The sequence below is a fragment of the Bacillus sp. ISL-57 genome (genome assembly GCF_018613135.1).
Taxonomy (GTDB): Bacteria; Bacillota; Bacilli; order Bacillales; family DSM-1321; genus Peribacillus; species Peribacillus frigoritolerans.
In genome coordinates this window covers 237916-263371 of sequence record NZ_JAGGQV010000001.1, presented here as the reverse complement: position 1 = coordinate 263371, position 25456 = coordinate 237916, and the positions used below count along the sequence as shown (strand labels likewise).

The 25456-nt window shown below is 40.8% G+C and carries 31 protein-coding genes, 1 pseudogene and 1 riboswitch; of the genes and pseudogenes, 5 read left to right on the top strand and 27 right to left on the bottom strand.

All coding sequences use genetic code 11. The features are described from left to right. Window positions 1–306: 306 nt before the first annotated feature. Entirely contained in the window at window positions 307–717 is a 411-nt protein-coding gene (locus tag J7I90_RS01220) for a CoA-binding protein (protein WP_214768042.1), read from the bottom strand. A 469-nt stretch (window positions 718–1186) separates the two neighbouring features. Between J7I90_RS01220 and plsY the strand changes: the two genes are divergently transcribed. Then, the gene (plsY, locus tag J7I90_RS01215) at window positions 1187–1774 is read left to right on the top strand and encodes a glycerol-3-phosphate 1-O-acyltransferase PlsY (protein ID WP_034312400.1); all 588 of its coding nucleotides are present in this window, start codon (window positions 1187–1189) and stop codon (window positions 1772–1774) included. A gap of 63 nt (window positions 1775–1837) precedes the next feature. Here plsY and J7I90_RS01210 read toward each other — a convergent pair. Then, window positions 1838–2222, bottom strand: a pseudogene (locus tag J7I90_RS01210) (methyl-accepting chemotaxis protein); the annotation flags it as partial. Between the two features lie 267 nt (window positions 2223–2489). Further along, a complete protein-coding gene (locus J7I90_RS27640) occupies window positions 2490–2612 on the bottom strand; it encodes a hypothetical protein (protein ID WP_285289395.1) in 123 nt (40 codons plus the stop codon). Between the two features lie 339 nt (window positions 2613–2951). Here J7I90_RS27640 and J7I90_RS01205 point away from each other — a divergent pair, with 339 nt between their 5' ends. Then, window positions 2952–3101 carry a YycC family protein gene (locus J7I90_RS01205; protein ID WP_065310839.1) on the top strand — a complete coding sequence of 50 codons (150 nt, stop codon included), beginning with the start codon at window positions 2952–2954 and terminating at the stop codon, window positions 3099–3101. 209 nt (window positions 3102–3310) lie between these two features. Here the strand turns inward: J7I90_RS01205 and J7I90_RS01200 are convergent, their stop codons facing one another. After that, on the bottom strand, window positions 3311–3796 hold the full coding sequence (locus J7I90_RS01200; protein ID WP_214768041.1) for an NUDIX hydrolase: 486 nt from the start codon (window positions 3794–3796) through the stop codon (window positions 3311–3313). Between the two features lie 90 nt (window positions 3797–3886). On the opposite strand from J7I90_RS01200, the gene J7I90_RS01195 reads away from it, so the two are divergent. Beyond that, the gene (locus J7I90_RS01195; protein WP_214768040.1) at window positions 3887–4183 is read left to right on the top strand and encodes a HesB/YadR/YfhF family protein; all 297 of its coding nucleotides are present in this window, start codon (window positions 3887–3889) and stop codon (window positions 4181–4183) included. Between the two features lie 37 nt (window positions 4184–4220). Here the strand turns inward: J7I90_RS01195 and J7I90_RS01190 are convergent, their stop codons facing one another. From J7I90_RS01190 to acnA, 7 genes are all read right to left on the bottom strand, one after another. Further along, window positions 4221–4514 carry a hypothetical protein gene (locus tag J7I90_RS01190; protein ID WP_202310610.1) on the bottom strand — a complete coding sequence of 98 codons (294 nt, stop codon included), beginning with the start codon at window positions 4512–4514 and terminating at the stop codon, window positions 4221–4223. A gap of 24 nt (window positions 4515–4538) precedes the next feature. Then, window positions 4539–4970 (bottom strand): acyl-CoA thioesterase, encoded by a 432-nt coding sequence (locus J7I90_RS01185; protein ID WP_214768039.1) that lies wholly within the window; start codon window positions 4968–4970, stop codon window positions 4539–4541. A gap of 155 nt (window positions 4971–5125) precedes the next feature. After that, window positions 5126–5371 (bottom strand): small acid-soluble spore protein Tlp, encoded by a 246-nt coding sequence (gene tlp / locus J7I90_RS01180; RefSeq protein WP_063576388.1) that lies wholly within the window; start codon window positions 5369–5371, stop codon window positions 5126–5128. Between the two features lie 67 nt (window positions 5372–5438). Then, window positions 5439–5582 (bottom strand): acid-soluble spore protein N, encoded by a 144-nt coding sequence (locus J7I90_RS01175; RefSeq protein ID WP_048678620.1) that lies wholly within the window; start codon window positions 5580–5582, stop codon window positions 5439–5441. A gap of 130 nt (window positions 5583–5712) precedes the next feature. After that, the gene (locus tag J7I90_RS01170) at window positions 5713–5841 is read right to left on the bottom strand and encodes an FbpB family small basic protein (RefSeq protein ID WP_072272906.1); all 129 of its coding nucleotides are present in this window, start codon (window positions 5839–5841) and stop codon (window positions 5713–5715) included. A gap of 363 nt (window positions 5842–6204) precedes the next feature. Beyond that, window positions 6205–6738, bottom strand: coding sequence for a TlpA disulfide reductase family protein (locus J7I90_RS01165; protein WP_202310608.1), 534 nt, complete (start codon window positions 6736–6738; stop codon window positions 6205–6207). 204 nt (window positions 6739–6942) lie between these two features. Then, window positions 6943–9654 (bottom strand): aconitate hydratase AcnA, encoded by a 2712-nt coding sequence (gene acnA / locus J7I90_RS01160; RefSeq protein WP_214768038.1) that lies wholly within the window; start codon window positions 9652–9654, stop codon window positions 6943–6945. A 375-nt stretch (window positions 9655–10029) separates the two neighbouring features. Between acnA and sspO the strand changes: the two genes are divergently transcribed. Beyond that, a complete protein-coding gene (sspO, locus tag J7I90_RS01155; protein WP_034312428.1) occupies window positions 10030–10182 on the top strand; it encodes a small acid-soluble spore protein O in 153 nt (50 codons plus the stop codon). 159 nt (window positions 10183–10341) lie between these two features. On the opposite strand, the gene J7I90_RS01150 is transcribed toward sspO, so the two are convergent. After that, a complete protein-coding gene (locus J7I90_RS01150) occupies window positions 10342–10605 on the bottom strand; it encodes a hypothetical protein (protein WP_214768037.1) in 264 nt (87 codons plus the stop codon). 116 nt (window positions 10606–10721) lie between these two features. Here J7I90_RS01150 and J7I90_RS01145 point away from each other — a divergent pair, with 116 nt between their 5' ends. Beyond that, window positions 10722–10865: a small acid-soluble spore protein P gene (locus J7I90_RS01145; protein WP_063576391.1), complete on the top strand. Its 144-nt coding sequence runs from the start codon at window positions 10722–10724 to the stop codon at window positions 10863–10865. Window positions 10866–11052: 187 nt separating this feature from the next. Here the strand turns inward: J7I90_RS01145 and J7I90_RS01140 are convergent, their stop codons facing one another. From J7I90_RS01140 to J7I90_RS01070, 15 genes are all read right to left on the bottom strand, one after another. Then, window positions 11053–12072: a thiazole biosynthesis adenylyltransferase ThiF gene (locus J7I90_RS01140; protein ID WP_214768036.1), complete on the bottom strand. Its 1020-nt coding sequence runs from the start codon at window positions 12070–12072 to the stop codon at window positions 11053–11055. Beyond that, on the bottom strand, window positions 12069–12836 hold the full coding sequence (locus J7I90_RS01135) for a thiazole synthase (RefSeq protein ID WP_214768035.1): 768 nt from the start codon (window positions 12834–12836) through the stop codon (window positions 12069–12071). Before J7I90_RS01135 ends, J7I90_RS01140 begins: the two co-directional genes overlap by 4 nt. Window position 12837: 1 nt before the next feature. Beyond that, complete coding sequence (gene thiS / locus J7I90_RS01130) at window positions 12838–13041, bottom strand: sulfur carrier protein ThiS (protein ID WP_214768034.1); 204 nt, start codon at window positions 13039–13041, stop codon at window positions 12838–12840. A gap of 14 nt (window positions 13042–13055) precedes the next feature. Further along, window positions 13056–14180: a glycine oxidase ThiO gene (gene thiO, locus J7I90_RS01125; RefSeq protein WP_214768033.1), complete on the bottom strand. Its 1125-nt coding sequence runs from the start codon at window positions 14178–14180 to the stop codon at window positions 13056–13058. Window position 14181: 1 nt separating this feature from the next. After that, window positions 14182–14793: a thiazole tautomerase TenI gene (tenI, locus tag J7I90_RS01120; RefSeq protein ID WP_214768032.1), complete on the bottom strand. Its 612-nt coding sequence runs from the start codon at window positions 14791–14793 to the stop codon at window positions 14182–14184. Between the two features lie 40 nt (window positions 14794–14833). Beyond that, entirely contained in the window at window positions 14834–15610 is a 777-nt protein-coding gene (locus tag J7I90_RS01115) for an energy-coupling factor transporter transmembrane component T family protein (RefSeq protein ID WP_214768031.1), read from the bottom strand. Further along, the gene (locus J7I90_RS01110) at window positions 15611–17074 is read right to left on the bottom strand and encodes an ABC transporter ATP-binding protein (protein ID WP_214768030.1); all 1464 of its coding nucleotides are present in this window, start codon (window positions 17072–17074) and stop codon (window positions 15611–15613) included. An 18-nt stretch (window positions 17075–17092) separates the two neighbouring features. Next, a complete protein-coding gene (locus tag J7I90_RS01105) occupies window positions 17093–17671 on the bottom strand; it encodes an ECF transporter S component (RefSeq protein WP_214768029.1) in 579 nt (192 codons plus the stop codon). Between the two features lie 15 nt (window positions 17672–17686). Continuing rightward, window positions 17687–18370, bottom strand: a complete 684-nt coding sequence (gene tenA, locus J7I90_RS01100) for a thiaminase II (RefSeq protein WP_098185327.1) — start codon at window positions 18368–18370, stop codon at window positions 17687–17689. A 136-nt stretch (window positions 18371–18506) separates the two neighbouring features. Continuing rightward, a riboswitch (TPP riboswitch) is annotated at window positions 18507–18636 on the bottom strand. 432 nt (window positions 18637–19068) lie between these two features. After that, window positions 19069–20430, bottom strand: a complete 1362-nt coding sequence (locus tag J7I90_RS01095) for an MFS transporter (protein ID WP_251025037.1) — start codon at window positions 20428–20430, stop codon at window positions 19069–19071. Between the two features lie 25 nt (window positions 20431–20455). After that, window positions 20456–21229 carry a 2-keto-4-pentenoate hydratase gene (locus J7I90_RS01090; protein WP_214768028.1) on the bottom strand — a complete coding sequence of 258 codons (774 nt, stop codon included), beginning with the start codon at window positions 21227–21229 and terminating at the stop codon, window positions 20456–20458. Further along, the gene (dmpG, locus tag J7I90_RS01085; RefSeq protein WP_214768027.1) at window positions 21226–22245 is read right to left on the bottom strand and encodes a 4-hydroxy-2-oxovalerate aldolase; all 1020 of its coding nucleotides are present in this window, start codon (window positions 22243–22245) and stop codon (window positions 21226–21228) included. Before dmpG ends, J7I90_RS01090 begins: the two co-directional genes overlap by 4 nt. Window positions 22246–22278: 33 nt before the next feature. Next, window positions 22279–23295, bottom strand: a complete 1017-nt coding sequence (locus J7I90_RS01080) for an acetaldehyde dehydrogenase (acetylating) (RefSeq protein WP_214768026.1) — start codon at window positions 23293–23295, stop codon at window positions 22279–22281. Beyond that, window positions 23177–23959, bottom strand: a complete 783-nt coding sequence (locus J7I90_RS01075; RefSeq protein ID WP_214768025.1) for a 2-keto-4-pentenoate hydratase — start codon at window positions 23957–23959, stop codon at window positions 23177–23179. The genes J7I90_RS01080 and J7I90_RS01075 overlap by 119 nt, the downstream gene beginning before the upstream one ends. A 17-nt stretch (window positions 23960–23976) precedes the next feature. Then, the gene (locus tag J7I90_RS01070) at window positions 23977–25452 is read right to left on the bottom strand and encodes an aldehyde dehydrogenase (protein WP_214768024.1); all 1476 of its coding nucleotides are present in this window, start codon (window positions 25450–25452) and stop codon (window positions 23977–23979) included. Window positions 25453–25456: the final 4 nt, after the last annotated feature.

Here is a 25456-nt window from a genome sequence, read left to right as displayed (position 1 = left end):
AATCCATTAATACGTTATTATCATTATAACAAGTATAATACTTTCACGAACAAAGAACAAGTGTTCTATTTTTTTGTCCTTTTTATTAGCGTTAGCACATTTGTGTGGAACAAAACGTATCATAGCTACCATTCTAATTGTAGCGGTAAATTTTCATTTGGCAAATATACTTTTATTATTTTAATCAAATAAAGCTTAAATGGCTTAATTTGCCCGACCGCTCAATGCCCGCTATGGCTGCCTTTCAGTTTTTCTCCAGAAATAAAGCGATACCTTAAAAAAAGAGCGGAAGTTCCGCTCTTCATTTTACTTTGTAAGGGCGTGTTCGACTTTTATACATCGATTCATGATGACAGTATGTCCTTTTTCTTTCAAAAAATTATAGGCTTCTTCATTTTCCACCCCTAGCTGCGCCCAAAAGATATCTGCATCGATTTCTGCAAATTCCTTGGCTATCTCCGGAAGGAACTCTGAACGGCGGAAAACATTGACGATATCGACGTGCCCTTCAATATCTTTTAGAGCTTTAACTGCCTTTACACCCAGGACTTCAGATACAGCAGGGTTTACCGGGATGATTTCATATCCGCTATCCTGCATGGCCTTCGATACCATATAAGAAGTGCGCTCAGGGTTATCGGATAAACCAACGACAGCGATGCGCTTCGATTCTTTCAACATCTTTCCCATTTCTTCTCTGCTTGGATTTTCTATCATTCTTTTCAATCCCCTTTATAATAAAATGTAATATTTGATTAAAGAGTATTCTTAACAAAGGTTTATTCCATTATTAAGAAAAATCATTATACAAGAAAGAATAAGTTTAGAAAAGGCATGACTCACTTAACTTTCTTATGTTCATACAGACTACCACGTATTGTAACAATTTATACAAGGAGGCATCGTTCATTATATATTTACGAAAATAAGGAAGTCTAAACCTTTTACCATTCATGAACTTAACGTATATCAAAAGATGGAGGTCCATCAAGGAAAATTCATTTTTTTAGTGGATTTTTTTTGGACAGCCGTACCATTTTGTCACGAAAATGTTACAATAAGAGAAGCTTAACAGGTATTTCAGGGCTGTTTTTAGCTATTTCTACACGTTTATTTTTGAAAAAGGGAACAATCTTCCTTAAACGTGATAAAAAAAGAAGATTTTTCTTAAAGAAAGGGTAATAGAATGCTTACATTTATCACTATACTGGCTGCCTACCTGATCGGTTCGATTCCGTCCGGTTTAATAATCGGTAAAACATTTTACAAAATCGACATCCGGGAGCATGGCAGTAAAAATCTAGGCGGGACAAATACCTTCAGGACACTTGGTGTCAAGGCAGGACTAACCGTTACTATCATGGATATACTTAAGGGTACCCTAGCAACTTATCTGCCGTATATGCTAGGCGTGGAAATGCATTTATTGCTAGCCGGAGTTATTGCGGTAGTCGGTCATATGTTTCCCATTTTTGCAAACTTTCGGGGCGGAAAAGCCGTGGCAACTTCTGCTGGTGTCATTCTTGCTTATGAACCATGGTTTTTTGTCTTTGCCGTCATCATTTTCTTTATATCCTTATACATATCCAAATATGTCTCGCTTTCATCCATGATTGCTTGTCTACTTGCTCTCATCTACAGTTTAGTTTTTCATATTAAAGATTTGCCGCTCATTATTGTAATCAGTTTAATAACGATCTTCATTTTTTACCGGCATCGCGCAAACATCAAGCGGATTATCGATAAAACTGAACCTAAAGTAAAATGGTTATAAGAACATGTGCATTACCATGTAAAGATAGGCCCGTATGCAAGGGCCTATTTTCCATTCTACAATTCATTTGTAAGGCATGCCTCGAAATCTTGAAGCATTTCTAATTTCCTGGATGAATGACACTAATCCCTTAATTGTCATTTCCAATTCTGCAGAATCCGTTATATTCCCTTTGATGATTCCGATTATTTCATTGAAGGTATTTTCCGTTAATCCAGATTCCTTGTCACCTGCTTGAACCGCTTCTTTGACACTTAGGGCAGAATCAACAACATCTTTCATGTATTCATTTGATGATTGCACGATTGTATCTATTTCAGCTATCGACTTTTTAGTCTGTCCAGCAAGTTTCCTGACCTCATTCAAAACTACCGCAAATCCATTACCATGTTCAGCTGCCCGCTTCGATGGCTGAATTCAATGAAAGTAAATTTGTCTGGTCGGCCATTCCCTGTTCATGCTTAACAAACTCAGTGATCTTAAGAAAGATTGGTTTAATAAACCGATCTTTTTCATCAACATTTTTCATAAAATTAACAAGGTTTTGTATCTTTTCCGTTAAGATCTGCCTACGCTTTGCCCCTCTTAAGCCATTGTTTTTGAACAAAGTGATTGTTCAGCGCGCGTTTTGATCTGCCTTTTGACAAATTGCCCGTTTTCTATCAATTGCTTAACAAAAGCATCCGTTTCTTCACTTAAATACAAGACTTCTTCACTAACTAACGAATGCCGTTAAATCGATGATATTAACCTGAAGTTTCACCTGTTCACTGCTTACATTCAATATGCCATCTGTTTCATTTGCTTTTTTAAACCAGTTTGCTTCTATTTGCTTCACTTTTTATGAAATTCCCCATATCCCACTGCCCCTGATTTTTTAAATGATGGCATAGCTACTCCATTAAATCCCAACAACAAAACTTGGTTCTTTATTCCATTTAATTTAAAGGTAATCAGATCTCAAAAAACGATTCATTCACACTATTTATAATTCATCCTGGACTCTTCACCATTCTTTTGTCAAGGTAAAAGGATTTAAAACATTTCTACAGTAACTTCAAATCGAAAGAATCGTTTGGAATTCGTTTTATGGAGAAAGAGTCAAGTAAGGATTGAATAATTGTTGAACACAGGCTACACTGGAACTAGTTATTACATATCGATAGGAGAAAATGCCATGAAGCCATTGCAAATATCACCGGAAACCGCATTAAAGTTATCCAAGTCACTAAACTTGCCTTTAGAGCAAATCATGCATATGCCTACACCGGTCTTGCTGAGAAAGCTTGCCGAGGCTGAAGCAAAAGAAAAAGGCAATACAAAATAGCTGCAGGAATCTGCAGCTATTTTTGTGTGTGCTCAAATGTGTATGAAACGCTACGGGCAATACCATTTCCGGGTTCCCTTTTACCAGCCTCGTCTTATAAGGAAATTAATTAGATGGCATTTCGTTTTATCCTCATAATATATAATTTCAGAGTCTTGCCTAAATGGCTCAGGAATCAAAAAGGCAAAAAAACCGCACAGGGGCTGTTTTCAATTGTAAGTCAATTCATTTGCCATATCAGGCAAAGGCTTCTTTTTGACTGATATTAATTGTTCATTTTCATAGGTACATGCAAATTCTTGTGGTGGTTCATCCTGTAATATATCTTGCAGGTAATACTTTATGTTGGGCACAACATCACTTGCCTCCATAACCCATTGAAATGGCTTCCAGGCAAGTTCCCCTTCATCACAGTCAGACAGCCCTTCCCCTGCATCTTCAGCTCTGTAAACATACATTCCACCTGTTTCATTCCATGTCACGATCCCTCGAAAGCTCATCCCCCTTACTTTCAATCCAGTTTCTTCAAGAATTTCGCGTTCCATCGATTCATCGATGGTTTCACCTTTTTCTATTTTCCCGCCTATGCCATTCCATTTATGCCGATTGGGATCTTTTTGGCGAAATAGCATCAACACTTCGACTTCGTTGGATCTTTTTCGAGTTATGAAACAAATATTATATATAATATCCATGGTCATTTCCTTTCTTAAACGCACATTATTCGCATCTACCGCATAATTACTTTATACTTAAAAAACGAACCTCTAGGAAGGAGAATGAGTATGAAACTGACCATTTCCGATCAAGCAGCTAAGTGGTATATTGATGAACTGGGGCTTCAAGAAGGCTCTCATTTGCGCTTTTATGTAAGATATGGCGGGCATAGTACCGTCCAAAGCGGCTTTTCATTAGGTATCATGCAAGAAGAACCGGAAAATGCAGCGGCCGCAACGATTATGAACGAGATTAATTTTTATGTAGAAGAAAAAGATTTATGGTACTTTGATGGCCACGATTTACTTATTACTTTTAATGAAAAACTGACTGAACCAGAATTTCAATATGAAAAGAGTGCTTGACAATAAAGCAGCGGTGTAAACTGCTGTTTTTTCTTGTTCAATCGAGGAGGCGCTCTTCAATATCTTCCGCCCTAAGAATTTCCGCTTGTTTATCCCCTAAAAGATCAAAATGAGAATAGCCATCCTTCCTGTGATGAATCCACTCTTTTTTTAGCCCGTATTGCTTCCCCCACTCCGCTAAACGCCGTAAATCCTTGCATCCGACTTTTGTAACCGTCTTACAACCGGGAAATCGGTCATCCAGCCAATAATGAGTTAGAAAAGCTATTTGGCCTTGATCGATTTTCTGCTTCCAGGCTACGACGTCTACCCGTTTAATCCCAAAAGCCATTTTTGATCACCTCAATAACTATAATTAATCCAATTCATCCTGCTTTTTCTTTTTCTCATAGGCCTCATGCCATTCAGGATACATTCGTTTAATGGATATCGGGCGGAAGCTCTCTTTTTTAACGCAAACGTGGGAAGAATGACCTGTAGCCGCCACTTCATTTTTCCCATTAACGATCTCATACCCATAAACGACGCGTAAACCGTCATATTTTTCAATCCAGGTTTTAATTTTTACCTTATCACCATATCTAACAGGGGTTTTATACGAAGCCTGAATATCCATAACAGGTGAGAGGATGCCATCCGCTTCCATATCAGCATAATAAAACCCTAAATCATTTATCAATTTTGTCCTGCCAAGTTCCATCCATATTAAATAATTCGCATGGTAAACAACACCCATTTGATCTGTCTCTGCATACCGCACTTCAATTTCGTTTTCTGCTATGAACATTTTGTTTCCCCACTTTCTATTCTCTTGCAATAAACATTTTACCATAACAATTGTTCAAATTTCATTAAGCTGCCTTTATAGACTGCTTTCTTCATTGAACCTAAAATGAAAGGGGAGAAAGATTTCTCATCTCTTTCTCCCCTTTACCTAGTTGTTTACATATTATCGCTACTATAACCGCTTTCCCGTGCTTCCTGCTCATCTTGCATTTCTTCCTTCATTCCATCAATGCTCTTTCTTCTTCGTTCATTTTTATCCTGAATTGCCTGCTTTTCTTCTCCTGAAGAAAACGATAACGTTTCATTTGCAGCGATTATGTTCTCTTCCGTATTTTCTATTGCATCTTGAATTTTTTCAACATTATCCAAACGGTTATCCGGATTGTGCTTATTTGTGCCCATTATTTTCACCTCATGTTTTATTATTTACATAATATTATTACGATTACTTTATTAGCTTGTCCCTTGATTACTCGCCTTTAGTTTGAATGACCTGAGCATGTTTGCCGGATTTGTCCTGCATTTTCTTACCGTTGTTCCCGCCAGCTGCAATTGGCTGTGTTCCTTGATGGCTCGGTCTAAAGTGTTTAGAATCTTTTTTTGGATTACCCATTCTATCGCCTCCTTCTCTTATCATGGATAAAAAAGAGGAAATTCATGAATGCCAGTTTTTGAAATAGTTATGAAAAAAGAGCCAGTACCTTGAAGGAACCTTCATGGCATTGACTCTTTTTAAGCAAAGACTATTCAGCCTTTTGCATATGTTTTTTTTCAAGACGTTCTTCAAGTCTTTCCATTTGTTTAACGTCCATCAATAATTCCCTTTTATTTTCTTTAATTAATTCTTCAAATGTCCTTTTTCTTTTTTTCATGCTTTTCACCTACTTATTTTTAATATACAATTCAGCATTGCCAAATTTACGTAAAATTATGACTATATGGTTTCCACCCCTTGAATTGTCATAATTATCAGATTTTTAACCTAATAAAAATTCCATATCTCCGCTCTCTATACTTTAACCCTTTTTTCATAAATTTTAACCATATTTTTTCGAATTTTTTGATTTTTACATAAAACTTTGACAACTTTGTTAACATACAATAAAAAACGGAACCTCATAAGGTTCCGTCTTGTAATCAGAAACGTTCCTTGTTTTCAGAAATCGGCTGTCTCCTAGCATCTATTCCGGGTTTTCGGCAGGAGTATGTCGCAAATCACTTCAAACTGGATTGCCCTACTGCATACTATTTATATTTCTTTCCATATCTTTTAATGTCATGGCTGAAATTACCTTATTCCTGATAATGCCTTTTTTGTCGATGAAGTAAGTTGTCGGTATGCTAAGAATTTTGTAGCGCTCATTCACTGGATTTTTAGCGCTTTGACTGTCCAGCGGTATGGTAAAAGTAATTCCATTATCCTCCACAAATGCTTGTACATCATTTTCAGGGTCAATATTGACTGCAAGTACGACGACATCATCACCCGCTTGTTGTGTGTATTTCTCCATATCCGGCATTTCCTTCTTGCAAGGCGGGCACCACGTTGCCCAAAAATTCAGCATTACCTTTTTGCCCTCATAATCCGATAATTCAACTTGTTTCCCATCCAAAGTTTTCAGGGAGAAATCCGGTGCTTTGGCTCCAATTTTCAATCCGCCCAAAGCATCTTTTTCGTCATTTCCCTTCGATTCATTATCCATCGCCTGCACGATCGCTACAGTAATAAGTGATAGTAAGGCCACCGAAGCAATAATTTTTTTAAGCATACTCGTCCTCCTAGTCCCATTACAATAAAAATATTAGTCCATTTCCAGAATTAGAACAACTTCCCTATTCCATCTTAACAATAAAAGGGTATGCGGAAAAGTGCAATTCCTATAAATCTTATCATGATATCTCATTGTTTCATAAACCTGACACAAAAAAAGCGGTAAACCTATAATAGGTTTACCGCTTCCTAAAAGCTGAAATTAGCCTTTTAATTTATTACGTAATACCATTTGAAGGATACCACCGTGACGGTAGTAGTCGATTTCGATTTCGGAATCGAAACGAACAAGTACATCAAATTCTTTTACGTTTCCAGCTTCATCAGTAGCTGTAACTTTTACGATATCACGAGGTTTAACAGTTTCGTCGATTTTAACCGCGATAGCTTCTTTACCAGTCAATCCAAGCGTTTCAGCGTTTTCGCCTTCTTTGAATTGAAGTGGAAGAACACCCATTAATGCAAGGTTAGAACGGTGAATACGTTCAAAGCTTTCAGCGATGACTGTTTTGATGCCAAGAAGGTTAGTACCTTTCGCAGCCCAGTCACGAGAGCTTCCCATACCATAGTCTTTACCAGCGATAACTGCAAGACCTGTTCCATCAGCTTTGTATTTCATACAAGCATCATAGATAGCCATTACATCGCCTGTTGGCCAGTAAGTAGTGTAACCACCTTCTGTACCTGGAGCAACTTGGTTACGGATACGGATGTTTGCGAATGTTCCGCGCATCATCGCTTCATGGTTACCACGGCGAGAACCGTAAGAGTTAAAGTCACGCGGTTTCACACCGTTTTCACGAAGATAGATACCAGCTGGTGTATCTTTACCGATTGCACCTGCAGGAGAAATGTGGTCAGTTGTTACTGAGTCACCGAATTTACCAACTACACGCAAGCCGGAAAGTGGGTTAACTGAACCCGGTTCTGGTGATAATCCTTCAAAGAATGGAGGATTTTGAATGTAAGTTGATTTAGAATCGAAAGCATAAATCGCTTCGTTGCTAGTTTGGATTTCGTTCCAACGTTTGTTATCGTTGAATACTGTTTCGTATTCTTTACGGAATAACTCAGGTGTGACTGTTGCTTTAACAGCAGCGTTAACTTCTTCTTGTGATGGCCAGATATCAGCAAGATATACATCGTTACCATCTTTGTCTTTACCAAGAGAATCATTGTTAAGATCAAAGTCCACAGTTCCAGCAAGAGCATAAGCAACAACCAAAGTAGGTGAAGCAAGATAGTTTGCTTTCACAAGTGGGTGAATACGTCCTTCAAAGTTACGGTTACCTGAAAGTACTGATGTTACCAGAAGATCTGCTTCAGAAACAGCTGCTTCGATTTCGTCAGCCAATGGACCTGAGTTACCGATACATGTAGTACAGCCGTATCCAACTACGTTGAATCCCAATTGGTCAAGGTATGGTTGAAGACCTGCATCACGAAGGTAACCAGTAACAACTTTTGAACCTGGTGCCAATGATGTTTTCACATAATCTGGAACAGTCAAGCCTTTTTCAACTGCTTTTTTAGCAATAAGACCCGCTCCAAGCATTACATATGGGTTAGAAGTGTTTGTACAGCTCGTGATTGCAGCAATTGCAATCGCACCTGTTTTCATTACCGTTTCTTTACCATCGGCAAATTTAACAGTTACTTCTTTATCCAATTCGGAATTGTCCATGCCAAAACCTTGGTTACCCATAGGTGCATTGATAGCGTCATGGAAAGACTTCTTCATTTGAGAAAGTGGAATCAAATCTTGCGGGCGTTTAGGGCCTGAAAGGTTTGGTTCAATTGCTGAAAGGTCGATTTCCACAACATCATTGTATGCTGGATCTTCGTTTTCAGGAGAGTAGAACAATCCATTTTCTTTGCAGTATGATTCAACCACTTTAATTTGTTTTTCATCACGGCCTGTTAAGCGCATGTAATCGATCGCTTCTGCATCAACAGGGAAGAAACCAACTGTAGCACCGTATTCAGGAGCCATGTTAGCGATTGTTGCACGGTCAGCAAGTGGTAGGTACCCTACTCCTGGGCCGTAGAACTCAACAAATTTACCAACTACGCCGTGTGCACGAAGAACTTGTGTTACTTTCAATGCAAGGTCAGTAGCTGTTGTACCTTTAGGAAGTTGGCCAGTCAGTTTAACACCAACGACTTTTGGAACTGGGAAGTAAGATGGCTGCCCAAGCATGCCTGCTTCTGCTTCGATACCGCCGACACCCCAACCAAGAACACCAATACCGTTGATCATTGTAGTATGTGAATCTGTACCGAAAACAGAATCAGGGAATACTTCGAAGTCTCCGTTTGGAGTTTCAACAGCATGAACCACGTTCGCAAGGTACTCTAGGTTAACTTGGTGAACGATACCAGTTGCCGGTGGAACTGCACGATAGTTGTTGAATGATTTTTGAGCCCAGCTTAGGAACTGGTAACGCTCTGCATTACGTTCGAATTCAAGATCCATATTGGCATCTAGGGAATCCATTGTACCTGCTTTATCAACTTGTACAGAGTGGTCAATTACAAGGTCAACCGGGATTTCCGGGTTGATTTTGTCAGGATCTCCACCAAGTGCTGCGAAAGCATTACGTAAAGAAGCTAAATCAACAACAACTGGAACACCAGTGAAATCTTGTAGGATTACACGTGATGGCTTGAACGGAACATCTATATCTTGTTGCTCGCTTGTTCCCCATTTAGCAAGGTTCGCAACGTGTTCTTTTGTGATTACTCTTCCGTCTACTTGGCGAAGTACCGCTTCAAGTAATACTTTAATGGAATATGGAAGGCGTGATACTTGGCCATCCCCTGCTTTTTCAATAGCGTCTAGGCTGTAGTAGTTGTAGCGTTGCCCATCAATTTCAAAGGACTTACGCGCTTGGTATACGTCATTTTTCGTCATGAATATTACCCCCTATTAAACTGTCAGAACGTATTCTGCACATGAAAGTAAAACCTGGTTCACTGCAACCATGTTTACTATAAATATAAGTAAAAAAGTTAGTTTGTCGAATTTTCTCTCTCTTCTCCCACCCTAACTCTTCCTTCAACTTAATACTAATATAGAAATGAGTATAAGTAAATAACAAGAAAGTTATTGTTTTTGATAAGTTTCTCTTATAGAAAAAAATCCCCCACATATTAAAGTGCATTTAAGAAGCCTTACGGCATGCATTTTCATGAAAATACCGGCCTGATAAATTATTCCAGCAAAACATATTGACACTTCATACATAATCATTCGACATTATCGCATTCTATGGGTGGAGGTGTCGAAATGACAAAACAAAAGGCAAATCATGTTATACCAGGTATGAATGCAGCAAAAGCGCAAGGTAATGGGGCTGGATACAATGATGAACTGGGAAATGAACCGCCATTATCGGAAATGCAAAGACAAAACAATAAAAAAAGAAAGAAAAACCAATGATTCCCCTCATTTCTAGGCTTTAAATAGGATAGGCTTTTTGAAATGGCAGATGTCCTGCATTTTTCAAAAAGCCTATTCCATTCTAAAATCAGGAAACGCACAAGTAAAACGCGCAAAACTCACTAGTAAAGCGCATGGACTCATGACGATACCTGTCACTCAATAGTCCTCAGAATTGACCTCATTGACGATTGCCTGGATATCCTGTTCGAATTTTTTCAATTGTTCTTTTGGATGTTCTGAAGCGGTGACTAAAGCAGATTGTATTTGTTGATAGGCCTCGTTCACTTCCTGCTTCACATGTTTCAATTCCGTTCCGTAATTCGGTGCGTTTTTCTCAATGGATGAGTATACATCAAATACTTGTTGATAACTTTGCTGGGCTTCCTGAAAAGTCCTTCGCTTATCTTGTTTATCCTGCATTTGGATTCAGCTCCTTAAATATAGTGTCCATCCATAGCATGTACGAGGTTTGCAAATATATGTATGTGAATAAAATTTCACGGACTGATTATCTTAAGAGATAGGAGGGATCGAACATGAACAAAAACGATGGTAAAGACATGCGAAAAAATGCTCCTAAAGGAAATAACCCAGGTCAACCAGCACCGTTAAGCGGTTCTCATAAGGTGAAAAACAGGCAGCACTCCCGTCAGAAGCATAATAGCAGTCATGATATGTAAGTTGCTTATATAATCGTTCCATAACAAAGCGGTGCCGCCCCAAAAAGGCAGACACCGCTTTCGTTTTATATTTATGAAGCTAATAAATACATTGGGAAATGTTCGATACCTTCCTATTATAAGGGCATCTTTTTTTGGCACTATTTCACGGGTATAAACGTGAATTGCAAGTCGATGCCATTCCATTTCAGCCCAAATAACGATGATATAACGTTTTTGCTTCTGCAATATCTTTTGTTCCATGAATCAACGCCCGCCCGTCTTTAAAAACGACCAAACGATGGGTTCCAATGGTAAATGAAAGTAAATAAGGATTCCTGTCGATCTTACCACCTTGTGCGATAAGATTATTTTCGAGTTCCGCTAAGTCTCTTTCAACCTTCATTGCCGGCCGAATTTGGACAGAATCCCTTCCACATAAAACGGCGGTCTTTGTTCGATTTGAATAAGAGAGGTGGGGATACGTTCGATTTGACCCACATGACAAACAAGTATCTTTTTTTAATTTCGCTACATTTATGGATGAATGTTCATTTTTCCATAGATCAAATGAAACGATTTTGTTTCTCAGCGATTCGTGATCTTCGACAAGGATTTTTAAAGCTTCCGCCATTTGATGGGCAACGACCGTTTGAACGGCAGGGCTGATGATTCCCGCCGTATCACAAGTCAGTCCTCCAATCGGAACCGTTTCCAGCAAACAATTCAAACACGGGGTCGTCTCTGGGATCACCGTGTAACTTATCCCATAACTCCCTACACAGGCACCGTAAATCCAGGGGATTTTATATTTTTGTGCAGTATCGTTAATTAGCATCCTTGTATCGAAATTATCAGTGGCATCCAATATCAAATCCACGCCTTCAATAAGTATCGCCAATTCATCAACCGAAACATCCGCCACATGTGATTTTACGATTACATCCGAATTTAGCGCATTCAGGCGATTCTTCGCTGCCACTGCTTTCGGTGTTCTTTTTTGTGCATCATCTTCACAATAAAGCTGTTGTCTTTGAAGGTTGCTCCACTCTACATAATCCCTGTCAACAATGGTGAGTTTCCCAATTCCGGCTCGTACCAGTCCTTCCGCAATTCCCGTACCGAGAGCACCCGCTCCAATCACCAAAACGTGTTTTTTGCGAATTTTCATTTGCCCTTCTTCCCCAATAGGCCCAAAAAGTTCTTGACGTGAATAACGCTCATTCATCCAATGCTCAACCCTTCAACTGGGCTGCTTGCAATCGCGTAATCATTTTTTTCGATTCTTCCTGCTTCATACCCCAATCGCCCTGCCTCAATGGCAAGTTTCATTGCTCTTGCCATTTTAACCGGGTCTTTTGCTCCAGAAACAGCAGTGTTAAGTAGTACGCCATCCGCCCCCAATTCCATGGCGATTGCTGCATCAGAGGGTGTTCCGATCCCTGCATCAACAATTACCGGCACCTCTGATTGTTCCATGATGAACCGTAAGTTCAGTGGGTTTATAATGCCTTGACCAGAGCCTATTGGTGAAGCTCCGGGCATGATTGCATGGCACCCCACTTCTTCCAGGCGTTTAGCGAGCAAGACATCATCCGAAGTATAAGGTAATACAGTGAATCCCAGTTTCACTAATTCTTCAGCAGCTTTCAATGTTTCAATCGGGTCAGGCAGCAGTGTTTTTTGACAGCCAATGACTTCAACCTTAATCATGTCACATAAGCCAGATGCCTTTGCTAGATGGGCTATGCGCACTGCCTCTTTGGCTGTTTTAGCTCCTGCCGTATTGGGAAGGAGTGTGTATTTCTCCAAATCAAGCTTTTCCAAAAAATTGGGCTGACTGGCTTCAAAAATGTTCATTCTCCTGACCGCGAATGTTAATATTTCCGTCTCCGAAACCTCTACTGATTGTTTTTGAACATCGAAATTTGGATATTTTCCAGTACCTAATAATAATCTTGAAGAAAATTCATAAGAACCAATCTTTAACATATCATCCGCCTCCTACAAAATGTACAATCTCTACCTTGTCTCCATTTGACAAAAATGTTTCACTTAGACTTTCTTTTGCTAATATTTCATCATTCAATTCAACGATCACTACTTTTTGATGTAGATTAAAGTGTTGCAAAAGCCCTGTAACTGTTGATTCTTCAGCAGGAATCCGTATTTTTTCCCCGTTAATAACCAATTCCAATTCATCCACCTCCATCAAGTAAAAAGGGGCTGTATCGAACGGTCCAATCGAAAAGGTAACCATTCGGGATTTGCCTTCCTTTCCAAAATATCCGCTATAAGTACACCTGTAATTGGAGACAGCAAGATGCCGTTCCTATAGTGCCCCGTTGCAATGAAAAGTCCTTTGCATGCCGGATGTTCACCAATGTACGGCAAGCCGTCCCCAGTTTGGGGGCGTATACCTGCCCATGTCTTTTCCAATTCGGTTCCTTTAATCGCCGGAAGCAATTGCGTTGCTCTTTCTATTAATGTAGAAATCCCGTCAAGACTTACCTTTTGATCGAAAGTGTTCGCTTTAACCGTTGCCCCGACAATGATTCTTCCGCCAACCTTGGGCACAAGATAGCAGCCATGAGAGAAGATTGTCTTTTCAAGCAATGGACGTTCGCTCAGGACGGAAAAGCACTCTCCCTTTACTGGATAACTGTCGAGTCTTATCCCTGATTTTTCCAGGAGGAAAGCACTCCAAGCGCCACCCGCCACGATGACATTTTCACTTGAAAATACACCTATGTTCGTGACCACTCCCTTTACACATCCGTTTTCAGTAACCAAATCGGAGACATGAACGAATTCCTTTATATCTACACCAAGGGCAGCTGCAGATTCAGTAAAAGCGAGCGACAGCCTAGTCGCTGAAACTTGTCCATCTTTCGGTATGAACATAGCTCCTTTAATCTCATCCGATAAAAGCGGTTCCATTTTCCTTATTTCGGCAGTCGATAGCCAATCTGCCTCAAGTCCCGCATCTTGCTGGACTCTTATCATGTTCTTCAGCTCGGCTGCTTGATCATTCGTCTGCGCCACCTTAAACATGCCCTTGTTCACTAATTCGATGTCTATTCCACTTATGTCTTTTAACTCTTCCGCCAGTTCAGGAAACATCCCCCTGCTTCGGCTTGCCAATGTAAAAAGCGGGTTATCGGCATCTAACTCGGACTGTGCCCCTAACATCCCGGCTGCAGCACTGGATGCTTTACTGGCAAGTCTGTCTTTTTCCAATAAAAGGACCTTTTTACCTCGCTTGGCTAATTGGAAAGCAATGGAACCACCTATTACTCCTCCCCCAACAATTATTGCATCATATATGGAATTCATCTTATGTCTCCTTTCCCAAAGACTTCGCATATTCTTTAACGGCTTCAACCGGATTTTCAGCTTCCAGCACACCTGACATGACAGCAATTCCGCGTGCCCCCGCATCCAGTACCGCTTGGCAATTGAAAGGAGTTATTCCGCCTATCGCAATTAACGGAAGATTCACATTTCTAGTGATTGCATAAAGCTCCTCAACTCCCTTAGGAGGAAGGCCGATTTTTGAAACCGTTTCAAAAACATGTCCATAAATCGCGTAATCGGCCCCTTTGCTGAATGCGGCTTTCGCTTCATCCATGGAATGGATCGAACAGCCAACATTCATCCCTGGAAAAGCTTCTTTTACGATTTCTGCATCTAAACTATGAAAGGCCAATTGCACACCAAATACTTTGTGAACCCAGGCTACATCCACCCGGTCATTAACGATGATCTTAGAAAGCGGGATCTTATTATCATGTAGTAGGGTCACTGCTCGATAAAGTTCCGATGCACTCCTATGCTTTTCCCTTAGATAAAAGTAATCAACATATTCCTCAATCTTTGAAGCGATTTCCACAAACTTTTCAATTGGCTGTTTCCCAGTAGAAATAATATGCAATTCATGTGCATCCATACTAAGAACCCCTAACTAGTAAGTTACAATCTCATAAAAATCAAATGGATACTAACGGGAATTGAATCGATAGATAAAAGCCGGCCAACAGCAGGATGATAAAATACAGAATGAAACCATGGTCCTTTTTTGAAAACCCGAATTCATAATAGTATGTTCGATCCCGAGTGTCTGTAAATCGCTTTGCCTCCATCGCAACCGCGATTCGGTGAGCACGTCTGATGCTTCCGGATAACAACGGGATGGAATAGGCTTTCATTTTTAAATATACCGATTTCATTCCTTTTCCCCTTTCGAAGCCGCGTACCTTCATCGCGTTTCGTATCGTTTGGAACTCCTCCATCATGATGGGAATCAGCCTTAATGCCGCCATGAAACTATAAGCATATTTCGGTTTAAGCCTCACTTGCTGCATTAACGAATAAAACAAGTTCACTGGTCTCGTCGTTAAGGAAAAAGTTAAACCAAGGACTGCAAAGAACAAAGCTCGAAAGCCTACCAGTAATCCCCTCATAAAACTTTCTTCCGTAATCGATATAAGGCCCCACTCAAACCAAAGCGTCTCACCTTGACCGAATAATATCATGGCAGAAGAGGTGGATATAAAAATGAAACAAAAGGGAATCGACAAAAGCAGGATGCGTTTTATCGAGTGCCCGGTAAAAAACAAAAATAACAGTAATACGCCAATGGTGATATTCATCATATAATTCAGATCGTGAATGAATAACGCCACGATGCATAACAAAATCAGCACTCCAAGTTTAAGGCTTGGATTAATTCCATGGAGCCATGTTTCTGCATTTGAAACATTCATCTACATGACACTCCTTTTACCTTTGGTCTCCAATAATCCTTGTTGCGCAATGTTTTCATCACTTATTACGTTTCCGTCCTTAACCGTCCAGATCCTGGTTGCAAAGTTTTTAAAAATATGTTCGTCATGAGTTACCATGATCACTGTTATTCCGCGGCTTCGATATTCCTCGAACCATTCCAGTAATGCAAAGGTATTTTTCGAATCTTGTCCAAAGGTCGGCTCATCCAGGAGAATGATTTTTTTGTCTATTACGATTGAGGCTGCTACGCTTAAGCGCCGCTTCTGACCCATTGATAATTGAAATGGATGTTTATCCCGATGTGCCTCAAGGCGGAACACTTTAAGCAATGAGCGGACTCTCCCATCTATTTCTTGTTGGGGCCTTTTATCAATACGCAATGAATAAGCAATCTCTTCATATACAGTATTTGCAACGAACTGAAACTCAGGATTTTGAAAGACAAACGTCATATGATCCGTTGGATTTTTCACCATTTTAATGGGGTTCCCCAATAATTCATACGTACCTTTCGTTTTTATGAACTGCATCAATGCATGCAAAAGTGTACTCTTCCCCGCGCCATTTTCTCCCCTGATCACAATCCATTCTCCTGAATGGACCTTCAGCCCTTCAACCTTGATTTTTTGCTCTTTATTCCGAAAACCGCTAAATCCTTGCACATCCAGGAGGGGTAAACCATCTGTAAATTGGTGTTCCCTAGTGGGTGCATTCTTCTGTATATATTCATCCCAAACACCAGGGAACCAAATTCCATGTTCTCTCATTTCATTTTTATATAGGGAAAGAATGGTGTCTCTTGGACCATCAGCTATGATTTGACCGTCATCGTTTAAAAGTACGATTCGTTCGATGAATTCTAAAACATGGTCAATTTTATGTTCGACGATAATAACCGTTTTGTCTTTTCCGACTTCCTTCAACAAGTCCCAGATTTCTTTCGTTCCTTCCGGATCAAGCATGGCGGTCGGTTCATCTAAAAATAGCACTTCTGGTTCAAGGGCCAATACCGAAGCGATTGCCAGGCGCTGTTTCATCCCGCCTGATAATGTGTCAATACTTGTATGGTCCAGGTTCAATCCTACTTTACGGAAATGATTTTGAATCTTCTCTTTCATTTCTTCTTTAGGGACGGAAAGATTCTCTAGGACAAAGGCAATCTCCTCATCGGCAAATGGCATGCAAAACTGGCTATCAGGGTCTTGAAAAACATACCCCCATGAAGAAGGGCATTTCAATTTCCCCGCTTTCATCGGAACTTCGATGGAATTCGGAATCAATCCGCTTAACACTTGCAACAGAGTCGACTTACCACATCCTGATGGTCCCAATAATAACACTTTTTCTCCCTGATCAAATGATAGTGACAGGTCCTTGAATATCAAAGATTCATCACCGGGAAATTTCATTCTTAACTTTTCAACAGAAACGATTGGTTCCATGGCCCTCAACCTCTTCTTTTAATCAAGTTCTGCATAATCTTTATTTGAAACCGGACGCACAAGATTAGTTACCCCTGTTGCTTCCAGGACTCTAACTAGATAATAAGCGGTCACACCTGCAAAGAATATGGAACCCACAAACCTCGCTATCATGAATAACGATAGATTCCAAGTAGAAAGAGCACCTATTTCCCCGTATGCAAAATCCATGATAACTGATGCCAGGCAGGAAGCTATCGCAGCTAAAACGGCCACCGGCATATTGAATTTTTTATATTTGAACCCCATGAACACCAGTTCCGCGAACAAACCTTGGACCACACCATATAACAGTACGGTCAGCCCCCATGGCGAACCTAGAAAGAATTCACCGGAAGCTGCAGCTATCTCCGCCAAAAGTGCCACACCCGGTTTGCGTAAAATTAAAAAGGCAACTGGGCCAGCAATAAACCACATTCCATAAATAAGTTGATCCAGATGTAATCCTAATGGTTTAACGGAATAATAAATCGAACCCCAAAGGATATAAACGATTCCAAATGCTACGGCAATCACGATCGTGACTAATATATCCGTTAATTTCAATCCTTTTTTCATTGTTTCATTCTCCTTTTATACTTCTAATGTTTCCTTATGAACGGGCCATGTCTCTAAACGATAAGCCATTTCCCAAAATGAGTATTCATATTGGCTGCTGAGAATAAAATGCTCTTTCATTCTCGCCTTATCTTCTTCAGTTACTTTTTCAGCAATCTCATCCAGCCTCGCAATTTGTTCTTCCACCAAAGTGCGGAACCACTCTCCTCCGTACGCCGCTATCCATTCTTGATAAATCGGCTCTTCGGGCATGCACCCTTGCAGCTTTTCACCTATCTCATAATACAGCCAGTAACACGGCAAGATAGCTGCAATAACATCTCCTAAATGTCCCGAATAAGCCGCACGATACATATGGGAAGTATAAGCATAGGCAGTCGGGGCAGGCTTGAAATTTTCCCGTTCTTCTTTTGTGATGCCTAATCTCTCGGAAAAATTCTCATGAAGCCTCAACTCCGCTTCATATGTTCCTTGTGCATGGCCGGCAAGCCTGCTTGTTGTATGTAAATCTGTAGCTTTGACTGCCCCTAAGGCTTGTACTCTAGCAAAATGAGATAAATAATAGGCATCTTGCATGACATAAAAACGGAAACACTCCAATGGCAATGTGCCATCTCCTATTCCTGCTACAAACGGATGATTAAAACTAGCTTCCCAAATGTGATCAACTTCCTTACGGATTTCCTCAGAAAACTTCATGTCCATTACCTCCAAATTGTATTTTTTCAATGAATGTTACGGAAAAAAACCTTTTATCACCCCTTTTTTTGCAAACAAAAAACCACTTTCTTAAACGTAAAGAAAGTGGTTGTACAAGAAATAATACAGAAACGTATTCTTCCAGACCCCACTTCCCTACGCTGGTATAAACCAGATCAGGTTCTAAGGGTCTTAAAGTCATACTTTAATCTCAGCTTCTGCGGTAAAAATCCATTTTCACCTATAAAGCACCCCTAGTGGTACAAATTGTATATTAAATTTCATTTGCCTTAATATTAACACGATAAATCCAATTGTCAAACGTATTAGAAAAGTTTTCATGAATTAGGGTTACTAAACTTTCAATCTTGCCATCCCCTCATTTCCCGTAGCCTTCAAAGAATTTAATCAAAAGGAGCTCATTTAGTAGTTTACTCGCGAGTTTAGTCGTTTTACTCGTGAATTCAGCTGCTTTACTCGTGAATTTAGCAATCTTACTCGTGAATTTATTGGTTACTCGTAAGTTTTACTGGTATACTCGTGAATTCTACAGTTTTACTCGTGAGTTTGGCCGGTTTACTCGTGAGTTTAGCAATTTTACTCGTAATCTCTTTTATTCTCTAAAAAATGGCCAATATGTCAGGGAATAGTCTGCATGACTATCCGCTGGCATATTGGCCATCTACTAAAAAACAATATTATACATTCGATGTCGCTTTTAGTTTTATATTTCCCTCAAGCTGTAGTTTATCATAGCTTCCATACCTCTCTTTCACGGCGAGTAACGCCAAGGCAGCCATTATGCTCGGAACGGTGAAGGCCATGAATGCATTTTGCGGCGAATAGTTTGCAGCCAATAGCAATCCGATTAATGTTGGGGCAACAATGGCTCCAATTCTACCAAAAGCCAAGGCCCAGCCTATCCCGGTGGTCCTTATTTCCCGCGGATAATATTCGGATATATACGTATTGGCTAAATTCATCGTGCCGACTGTACAGGCTCCTCCAAAAGCGATCAGAATATATAATGCTATTGGATTAGAGCTCAATCCTAATATGACAAAACAGGCCGTACCTATGGCACAGAGGGATACAAGTACTCTTCTATGGCCAATTTTCCCAACTAAGTATCCGCCAATGATCGATCCGCCAATTTGTCCTATTCCAGATATAAGATTGAAAGATAGACTGGATGTAAGGCCGTATCCGGACTGCTGCATGATTTTGGGTAGCCATGTATTGAGTCCGTATACCATTAGTAAACAATTAAAGGCAGCTACCCAAAACGCAAATGTGCTAAGCGTACGCTTATTTTCAAAAAGTTTCTTGATTGGAAAGCCCTTTGCCCTTTCTTGGACTTTGGCAAACTCATAATCATCCGACTCTTTATAGTCGCCGTCTGGATCAATGCAATTCAGGATTCCAGCAATCTTTGCTCCTTGTTTTCGAATAACATGATAGGAAAGCGATTCCGGAAATTGCTTCATGAAGAATGGCAGTGCCAGTAAGGGAAGCGCCCCTATCCAATACAAAACCCTCCAACTCAGTTGTTCCATTACAAACATTCCAATTAAAGAAGCAAGTATGCTTCCGATGGAATAACCGCAGTACATAGCGGTTACAATGAGCACCTTATTCTTTTTGGGTGAGTATTCCGCCATTAAGGAGATGACGTTCGGCATTAATCCTCCCATTCCCAAGGCTGCTATAAATCGCATAACCGAGAAAAAGGCAGGATTCGGGGCAAAACTTGAAAGCAATGTAAAAACACTGAATAGACCTATACAAATGGCCAGCACTTTTTTTCTCCCTATTTTATCCGCCAGGGGTGCAAAAATGAGTGCTCCTACCATCATACCGAACAATGAGTAACTTGCTATTCCGCCAGCTTCGACTGGCGTCAAGTTCCATTCCTCCATCATCAAAGGCAAACCTACTCCGTACATGGCTATATCAAATCCATCGAAGGTAATGGCGAACAAACACCACATGAAGACCATTATATGAAAACGGCCAAATCTACTATTACCTACCACTTCCGAAGCATTGACTTCACGCAAAAGATTCCCTCCTCTTTGCCATATTTCACGCTATAACATGTAATGTCAGTTTCCCCAGTTCACCGTAATCTGCCATTATTTCATCGCTTGCCTGTATCGATACGGCATCTGTAATTCCGCCTACCAAAACAATCATTCCAGCCTGAATGGAAAGTCCTTCACGGCTAATCATTTTTACCAGTTCCACAATCGAATGAATCGGATGATCGAGCACAGCTTCACCGCGACCCCTCTTTTGCATTTCACCATTTTGATAAAGCGTAACTTCTGCTTGAGCCCAGTCCATGTGATATGGAGAATAAGCTTGATTGCTTAGCAAGATTTTGGCTGAGGATGCGTTATCCGCCACTACATCGGTAAGTGTAAAAGAAAAATTTTTATAACGGCTGTCAATGACTTCAAGAGCAAGAAATACACATTCCACAGCCGGCCAGACATCTTTCGCGGTTATATTTGCACCTTTCAATTCATCCTTGAACAAAAAAGCAAATTCAGGTTCCACTCTTGGATGAATGAGCTCCCCAACTTTTAATACTGGTTTAGTTAGTTCCATTGCAGATGTCAACCTGCCATATATCGCTTCCTCCACCCCTACTTGCTGTTGTTTGGCTTTACTCGTCAAGCCCATCTTCCACCCGATGAGTTTGTTATCATCAGTGAGTGTCTCATTTATGCTCAACTTCTGAATTTCATATGCTTGATTTACAGTAAGATCAGGATTGGATAATGTAAGCTTATCCATCTCACGACCGTTTTTTTGCGATTCGGCTACCCGTATTGCGAGTTGATCTAGTTTCATCTTAAAGTCCCTTCTTTCTGAAATGCCATTTGCTCAGCTACTTCAATTATGGTATCTTCCTGTCCACCAACCACTTTTTGTCGACCAAGCTCCACCAAAATATCCCGTGCGTCAACTCCATACTTTTTCGCCGCTTTATTTGCATGCAATAAAAAGCTGGAGTAAACGCCACTATACCCCATGATTAAACTAGAGTCTGTTATTTCCTGGGGCTTGGGCATGATTGCATTTCCAACTTCCTCCGAAAGATCAAGCATTTTATATAAGTCAATTTCGGTACGGATACCCATCCTATCCAGAACGGCAACAAGCACTTCCGTCTGGGTATTGCCAGCACCTGCACCGAGACAACGGATGCTGCCATCGATTCTATTCGCCCCTTCTTCAATTGCCACAAGTGAATTTGCCACTGCGAGTGATAAGTTATTGTGAGCATGAAAACCAATATCGATATTCAGCTTTGATCTTAATAACCGGATTCGCGTCCTCACGTCTTTGGGCAAAAAAGAACCTGCGGAATCAACAACATACACAGCATCCGCTCCATAGGATTCCATTAAAATGGCTTGTTCAAGAAGTTTTTCCGGTGATGCCATGTGAGACATCATTAAAAACCCGATTGCTTCCATACCGAGATCTTTTGCAGCTTCCAGATGTTGCCTTGAGACGTCCGCTTCCGTTACGTGGGTTGCAATCCGCGCCATTTTCGCCCCCACTTGAGCGGCTTCTCTTAATTGGTCGATTGTCCCTATACCAGGGATTAAAAGTACTGAAATAACCGATTGGCCTGCAACTTCAACAGCGGCTTCCACCAATTCAATATCATTCACTTTTGAAAAACCATATTGTAGAGATGATCCGCCCAGACCATCTCCATGCGACACTTCAATATAAGGGACACCGGCAGCACTAAGTTTTCCAGTCATGTTCTTTACTTGATCAATGGTGAATTGATGTGCAACTACATGGCTGCCATCCCGCAATGCAACTTCAGTCACCAATACATCTTTACTCAAATGAACCCCACCTTTACAGTTCCGATTTCTTATTCAACCATAGTGTTCGAAATGGCATTTAGCGACTTCTTCCCCAACTTTTACAGCTGAAGCCGTCATTATATCCAAATTACCTGCATATACGGGAAGAAAATCTCCTAACCCTTTCACTTCCAGGAGGACTGTTATTTGTTTTCCATCAAATATCGGCCCTGTCTTCAGGCGATATCCCGGAACATATTCAGAAACTTTTTCCGCCATCTTATTTATGGACGCTGTTATTGCTTTCACATCAAAGGAATCCGATTGAAGCAGACAATGAATCGTATCCCTCATGATGAGTGGAGGTTCAGCCGGATTCAACAGAATAATGGCCTTCCCCTTTTTCGCTCTACCCACCTGTTCCAGGGCCCTTGCCGTCGTTTGTGTGAACTCATCAATATTTGCACGGGTTCCGGGACCGGCACTTTTACTGGAAATTGTCGCTATGATTTCGGCATATTCGACCTGGGCGACTTGACTGATCGCATGAACGATGGGGATTGTTGCCTGTCCGCCGCATGTAATCATGTTAACAACCGCCTCATTCAAATTTTCTTTTAAATTCACGGAAGGAACAATGAACGGTCCGATTGCGGCAGGAGTCAAGTCTATCAGCTTCTTGTTCATCCTTTTCAAGGCTTCGCAGTGAAAAACATGCGCCTTCGCAGATGTCGCATCGAATAAAATATCTGCAAGTTCCGGCCTTTCCAAAAATCCATCCATGCCATTTGCAATGACATGATGTCCATGAATCCTAGCTTTCTTCAAACCCTCAGATTCCGTGTCGATACCAATCATCACCGACATTTCCAGAACATCCGACCGATGAATTTTCATCATTAAGTCCGTGCCGATATTCCCTGATCCTATAATGCCTACTTTTAGTTTTTTCAAGGCCGTTGTGCTCCTTTCACTCAAAATTAACCGATACCTTTCCAAGTTTTTCTCCAAAGTCAGCAGTAAACCGGTCACCCGGTTTCGCTTCGATCGCTGCTGATAATGCACCTGATAAAATGACTTCTCCTGCATTCAATGAGCCTTTAAACCGATGCAGTTTGTTTGCTAGCCAGGCTACGCACGTTGCTGGATTTCCAAGTACTGCTTCACCTGTTCCTTGGTTAATGAATTCGCCATTTTTATATAGACTCATTTGAATGGAAGGGAGGTCGATTTCACTCAAATGAATTTTGCTATCTCCCAGAATATATAAGCCGGATGATGCATTATCCGCCACAGTGTCCGAAAGTTTAATCTCCCAGTCCTTCACCCGGCTATCAACCACTTCGATCGAAGCAACCACATAATCAGTGGCCTCGATTACATCATCAACCGTAATATTTGGGCCATGTAAATCTTTCCTTAATATGAAAGCTACTTCTGCCTCCACTTTTGGCTGGATTAACCGCAAACTCGAAATGCAGCCGTCATTTTCTATTTTCATCGTATCTAGTAAATGTCCATAATCCGGTTCATCCACTCCCAGAACCTCCTGCATAGCCTTTGAAGTCAAGCCTATCTTCTTACCTGATACTAACAGACCGGCCTGGGTTTTCCTTCGAATCGTTTCAAGCTGAATTTGGTAAGCATCCTCCACATCCAAATCCGGAATTTCACTTGTAGGGGCCGAAATTCCCATTCCTGTTTTTTCCGCTTTTAAAAACCTGGCAGACCAATCTGTAATACTAACGTTCATGTTGCTTTCCTCCTTTTTTATAGTTTAATCGTGACGTTAGACAATTCACTGTAAAATTCGAAACTATGCGATCCGCCTTCGCGACCGATGCCGCTGTGCTTCATGCCGCCAAAAGGTGTGCGCAAATCACGCAAATACCAGGTATTCACCCAGATAATGCCCGCTTCTATTTTAGAAGCGACTCGATGCGCCCTCCTTAAATCATTGGTCCAGATCGTTGCCCCCAGTCCGTAATGAGTGTCATTAGCGTGCTCCAATACTTCTTCTTCCGTTTCGAAAGGCATGACCGTTACCACAGGACCAAAAATTTCTTCCCGTACACAACGGGATTCACTCGTAACTCCGGCAATGATCGTCGGTTCAATGAAAAATCCTTTTTCAAACTGTCCTGCCCTTCTTCCTCCAGTTAATATTCTCGCTCCTTCTTCTTTCGCCAGATCAATGTACGTCATAACTTTTTTATAATGTTCTTTTCCTATTACAGCTCCTACTTCCGTTTCGGAATCAAACGGGTCCCCGACTTTTAATTTTTTTGTTCGGGCAACCATCTTTTCAAGGAATTCGTCATACAATTCTTGCTGAACATAGATTCGTGATCCACATAAACAAACTTCACCTTGATTCATGAAGCTTGATTTCAATGTCGTTTCGATTACTTCATCAAGATTCGAGTCTGCAAACACGATGTTCGGATTTTTCCCGCCCAGTTCAAAAGAGATTTTTTTCAACGTGGGCGCGGCAGCTTTCATGATCGCCGTTCCCGTTTTTGTTTCCCCAGTGAATGTTATCGCATCAACATCCGGATGTTCACTTAGAGCAGCTCCTGCTGAATTCACACCATATCCATGCACAAGATTGACAACGCCATCGGGAACTCCCGCTTCCTTACAAATCTCCATTAACTTCGTCGCTGTCATCGGTGTTAGTTCAGCTGGTTTCATAACCGCTGTATTGCCGGCTGCCAGGCATGGTGCCAATTTCCAAGTCAATAATAACAATGGTAAATTCCAAGGATTAATCATCCCTACCACTCCTACCGGCCGCCTAATAGAATAATGAAGTGCTATGTTGTTCTGGTTGAAGGATTCATTGCCAAGTGTAGTTATATAGTCTGCAAAAAAGTGGAAATTGTGAGCTGAACGCTTGATGTCCATTTCCATTGCTAGGCTATATGGTTTCCCTGTATCAAGGGTCTCCAACATTGTCAGTTCTTCTTTCTTTTCCAAAATGAGATCGCCGATTCGCCTTAAAACAGCCGAGCGTTCATTATCGGTAAAAGTTTTCCAAGGACCTTTAAGCGCATGTCTTGCTGCAGAAACAGCTTGATTCACCTCCTCTTCCCCTCCTTCTGCAACCCATCCAAGTATTTCTTCCGTTGCGGGATTGATATTGTCAAAAGTCTTGGATTGATTTGGATTCAGGAATTCCCCGTTAATGAAGTGCCGGCAATCTATTGATTTAACTGTATTCATGCTATCCTTTGCTGCTTGCATGATG

What these genes read in the sequence shown, in the direction of transcription:
- sspO (WP_034312428.1), top strand. Translation starts at nt 10,030, where the DNA reads ATGACAAAACAAAAGGCAAATCATGTTATACCAGGTATGAATGCAGCA.
- thiO (WP_214768033.1), bottom strand. Translation starts at nt 14,180, where the DNA reads ATGAATTCCATATATGATGCAATAATTGTTGGGGGAGGAGTAATAGGT.
- J7I90_RS01220 (WP_214768042.1), bottom strand. Translation starts at nt 717, where the DNA reads ATGATAGAAAATCCAAGCAGAGAAGAAATGGGAAAGATGTTGAAAGAA.
- J7I90_RS01115 (WP_214768031.1), bottom strand. Translation starts at nt 15,610, where the DNA reads ATGAATGTTTCAAATGCAGAAACATGGCTCCATGGAATTAATCCAAGC.
- plsY (WP_034312400.1), top strand. Translation starts at nt 1,187, where the DNA reads ATGCTTACATTTATCACTATACTGGCTGCCTACCTGATCGGTTCGATT.
- J7I90_RS01175 (WP_048678620.1), bottom strand. Translation starts at nt 5,582, where the DNA reads ATGGGTAATCCAAAAAAAGATTCTAAACACTTTAGACCGAGCCATCAA.
- J7I90_RS01195 (WP_214768040.1), top strand. Translation starts at nt 3,887, where the DNA reads ATGAAACTGACCATTTCCGATCAAGCAGCTAAGTGGTATATTGATGAA.
- J7I90_RS01135 (WP_214768035.1), bottom strand. Translation starts at nt 12,836, where the DNA reads ATGTTAAAGATTGGTTCTTATGAATTTTCTTCAAGATTATTATTAGGT.
- J7I90_RS01105 (WP_214768029.1), bottom strand. Translation starts at nt 17,671, where the DNA reads ATGAAAAAAGGATTGAAATTAACGGATATATTAGTCACGATCGTGATT.
- J7I90_RS01070 (WP_214768024.1), bottom strand. Translation starts at nt 25,452, where the DNA reads ATGCAAGCAGCAAAGGATAGCATGAATACAGTTAAATCAATAGATTGC.
- J7I90_RS01190 (WP_202310610.1), bottom strand. Translation starts at nt 4,514, where the DNA reads ATGGCTTTTGGGATTAAACGGGTAGACGTCGTAGCCTGGAAGCAGAAA.
- tlp (WP_063576388.1), bottom strand. Translation starts at nt 5,371, where the DNA reads ATGGGCACAAATAAGCACAATCCGGATAACCGTTTGGATAATGTTGAA.
- acnA (WP_214768038.1), bottom strand. Translation starts at nt 9,654, where the DNA reads ATGACGAAAAATGACGTATACCAAGCGCGTAAGTCCTTTGAAATTGAT.
- J7I90_RS01110 (WP_214768030.1), bottom strand. Translation starts at nt 17,074, where the DNA reads ATGGAACCAATCGTTTCTGTTGAAAAGTTAAGAATGAAATTTCCCGGT.
- J7I90_RS01200 (WP_214768041.1), bottom strand. Translation starts at nt 3,796, where the DNA reads ATGGATATTATATATAATATTTGTTTCATAACTCGAAAAAGATCCAAC.
- J7I90_RS01090 (WP_214768028.1), bottom strand. Translation starts at nt 21,229, where the DNA reads ATGAAACTAGATCAACTCGCAATACGGGTAGCCGAATCGCAAAAAAAC.
- J7I90_RS01145 (WP_063576391.1), top strand. Translation starts at nt 10,722, where the DNA reads ATGAACAAAAACGATGGTAAAGACATGCGAAAAAATGCTCCTAAAGGA.
- J7I90_RS01150 (WP_214768037.1), bottom strand. Translation starts at nt 10,605, where the DNA reads ATGCAGGATAAACAAGATAAGCGAAGGACTTTTCAGGAAGCCCAGCAA.
- J7I90_RS01080 (WP_214768026.1), bottom strand. Translation starts at nt 23,295, where the DNA reads ATGCAGGAGAAGTCATTTTATCAGGTGCATTATCAGCAGCGATCGAAG.
- J7I90_RS01185 (WP_214768039.1), bottom strand. Translation starts at nt 4,970, where the DNA reads ATGTTCATAGCAGAAAACGAAATTGAAGTGCGGTATGCAGAGACAGAT.
- J7I90_RS01170 (WP_072272906.1), bottom strand. Translation starts at nt 5,841, where the DNA reads ATGAAAAAAAGAAAAAGGACATTTGAAGAATTAATTAAAGAAAATAAA.
- J7I90_RS01075 (WP_214768025.1), bottom strand. Translation starts at nt 23,959, where the DNA reads ATGAACGTTAGTATTACAGATTGGTCTGCCAGGTTTTTAAAAGCGGAA.
- J7I90_RS01165 (WP_202310608.1), bottom strand. Translation starts at nt 6,738, where the DNA reads ATGCTTAAAAAAATTATTGCTTCGGTGGCCTTACTATCACTTATTACT.
- J7I90_RS01140 (WP_214768036.1), bottom strand. Translation starts at nt 12,072, where the DNA reads ATGAATGAGCGTTATTCACGTCAAGAACTTTTTGGGCCTATTGGGGAA.
- J7I90_RS01205 (WP_065310839.1), top strand. Translation starts at nt 2,952, where the DNA reads ATGAAGCCATTGCAAATATCACCGGAAACCGCATTAAAGTTATCCAAG.
- tenA (WP_098185327.1), bottom strand. Translation starts at nt 18,370, where the DNA reads ATGAAGTTTTCTGAGGAAATCCGTAAGGAAGTTGATCACATTTGGGAA.
- tenI (WP_214768032.1), bottom strand. Translation starts at nt 14,793, where the DNA reads ATGGATGCACATGAATTGCATATTATTTCTACTGGGAAACAGCCAATT.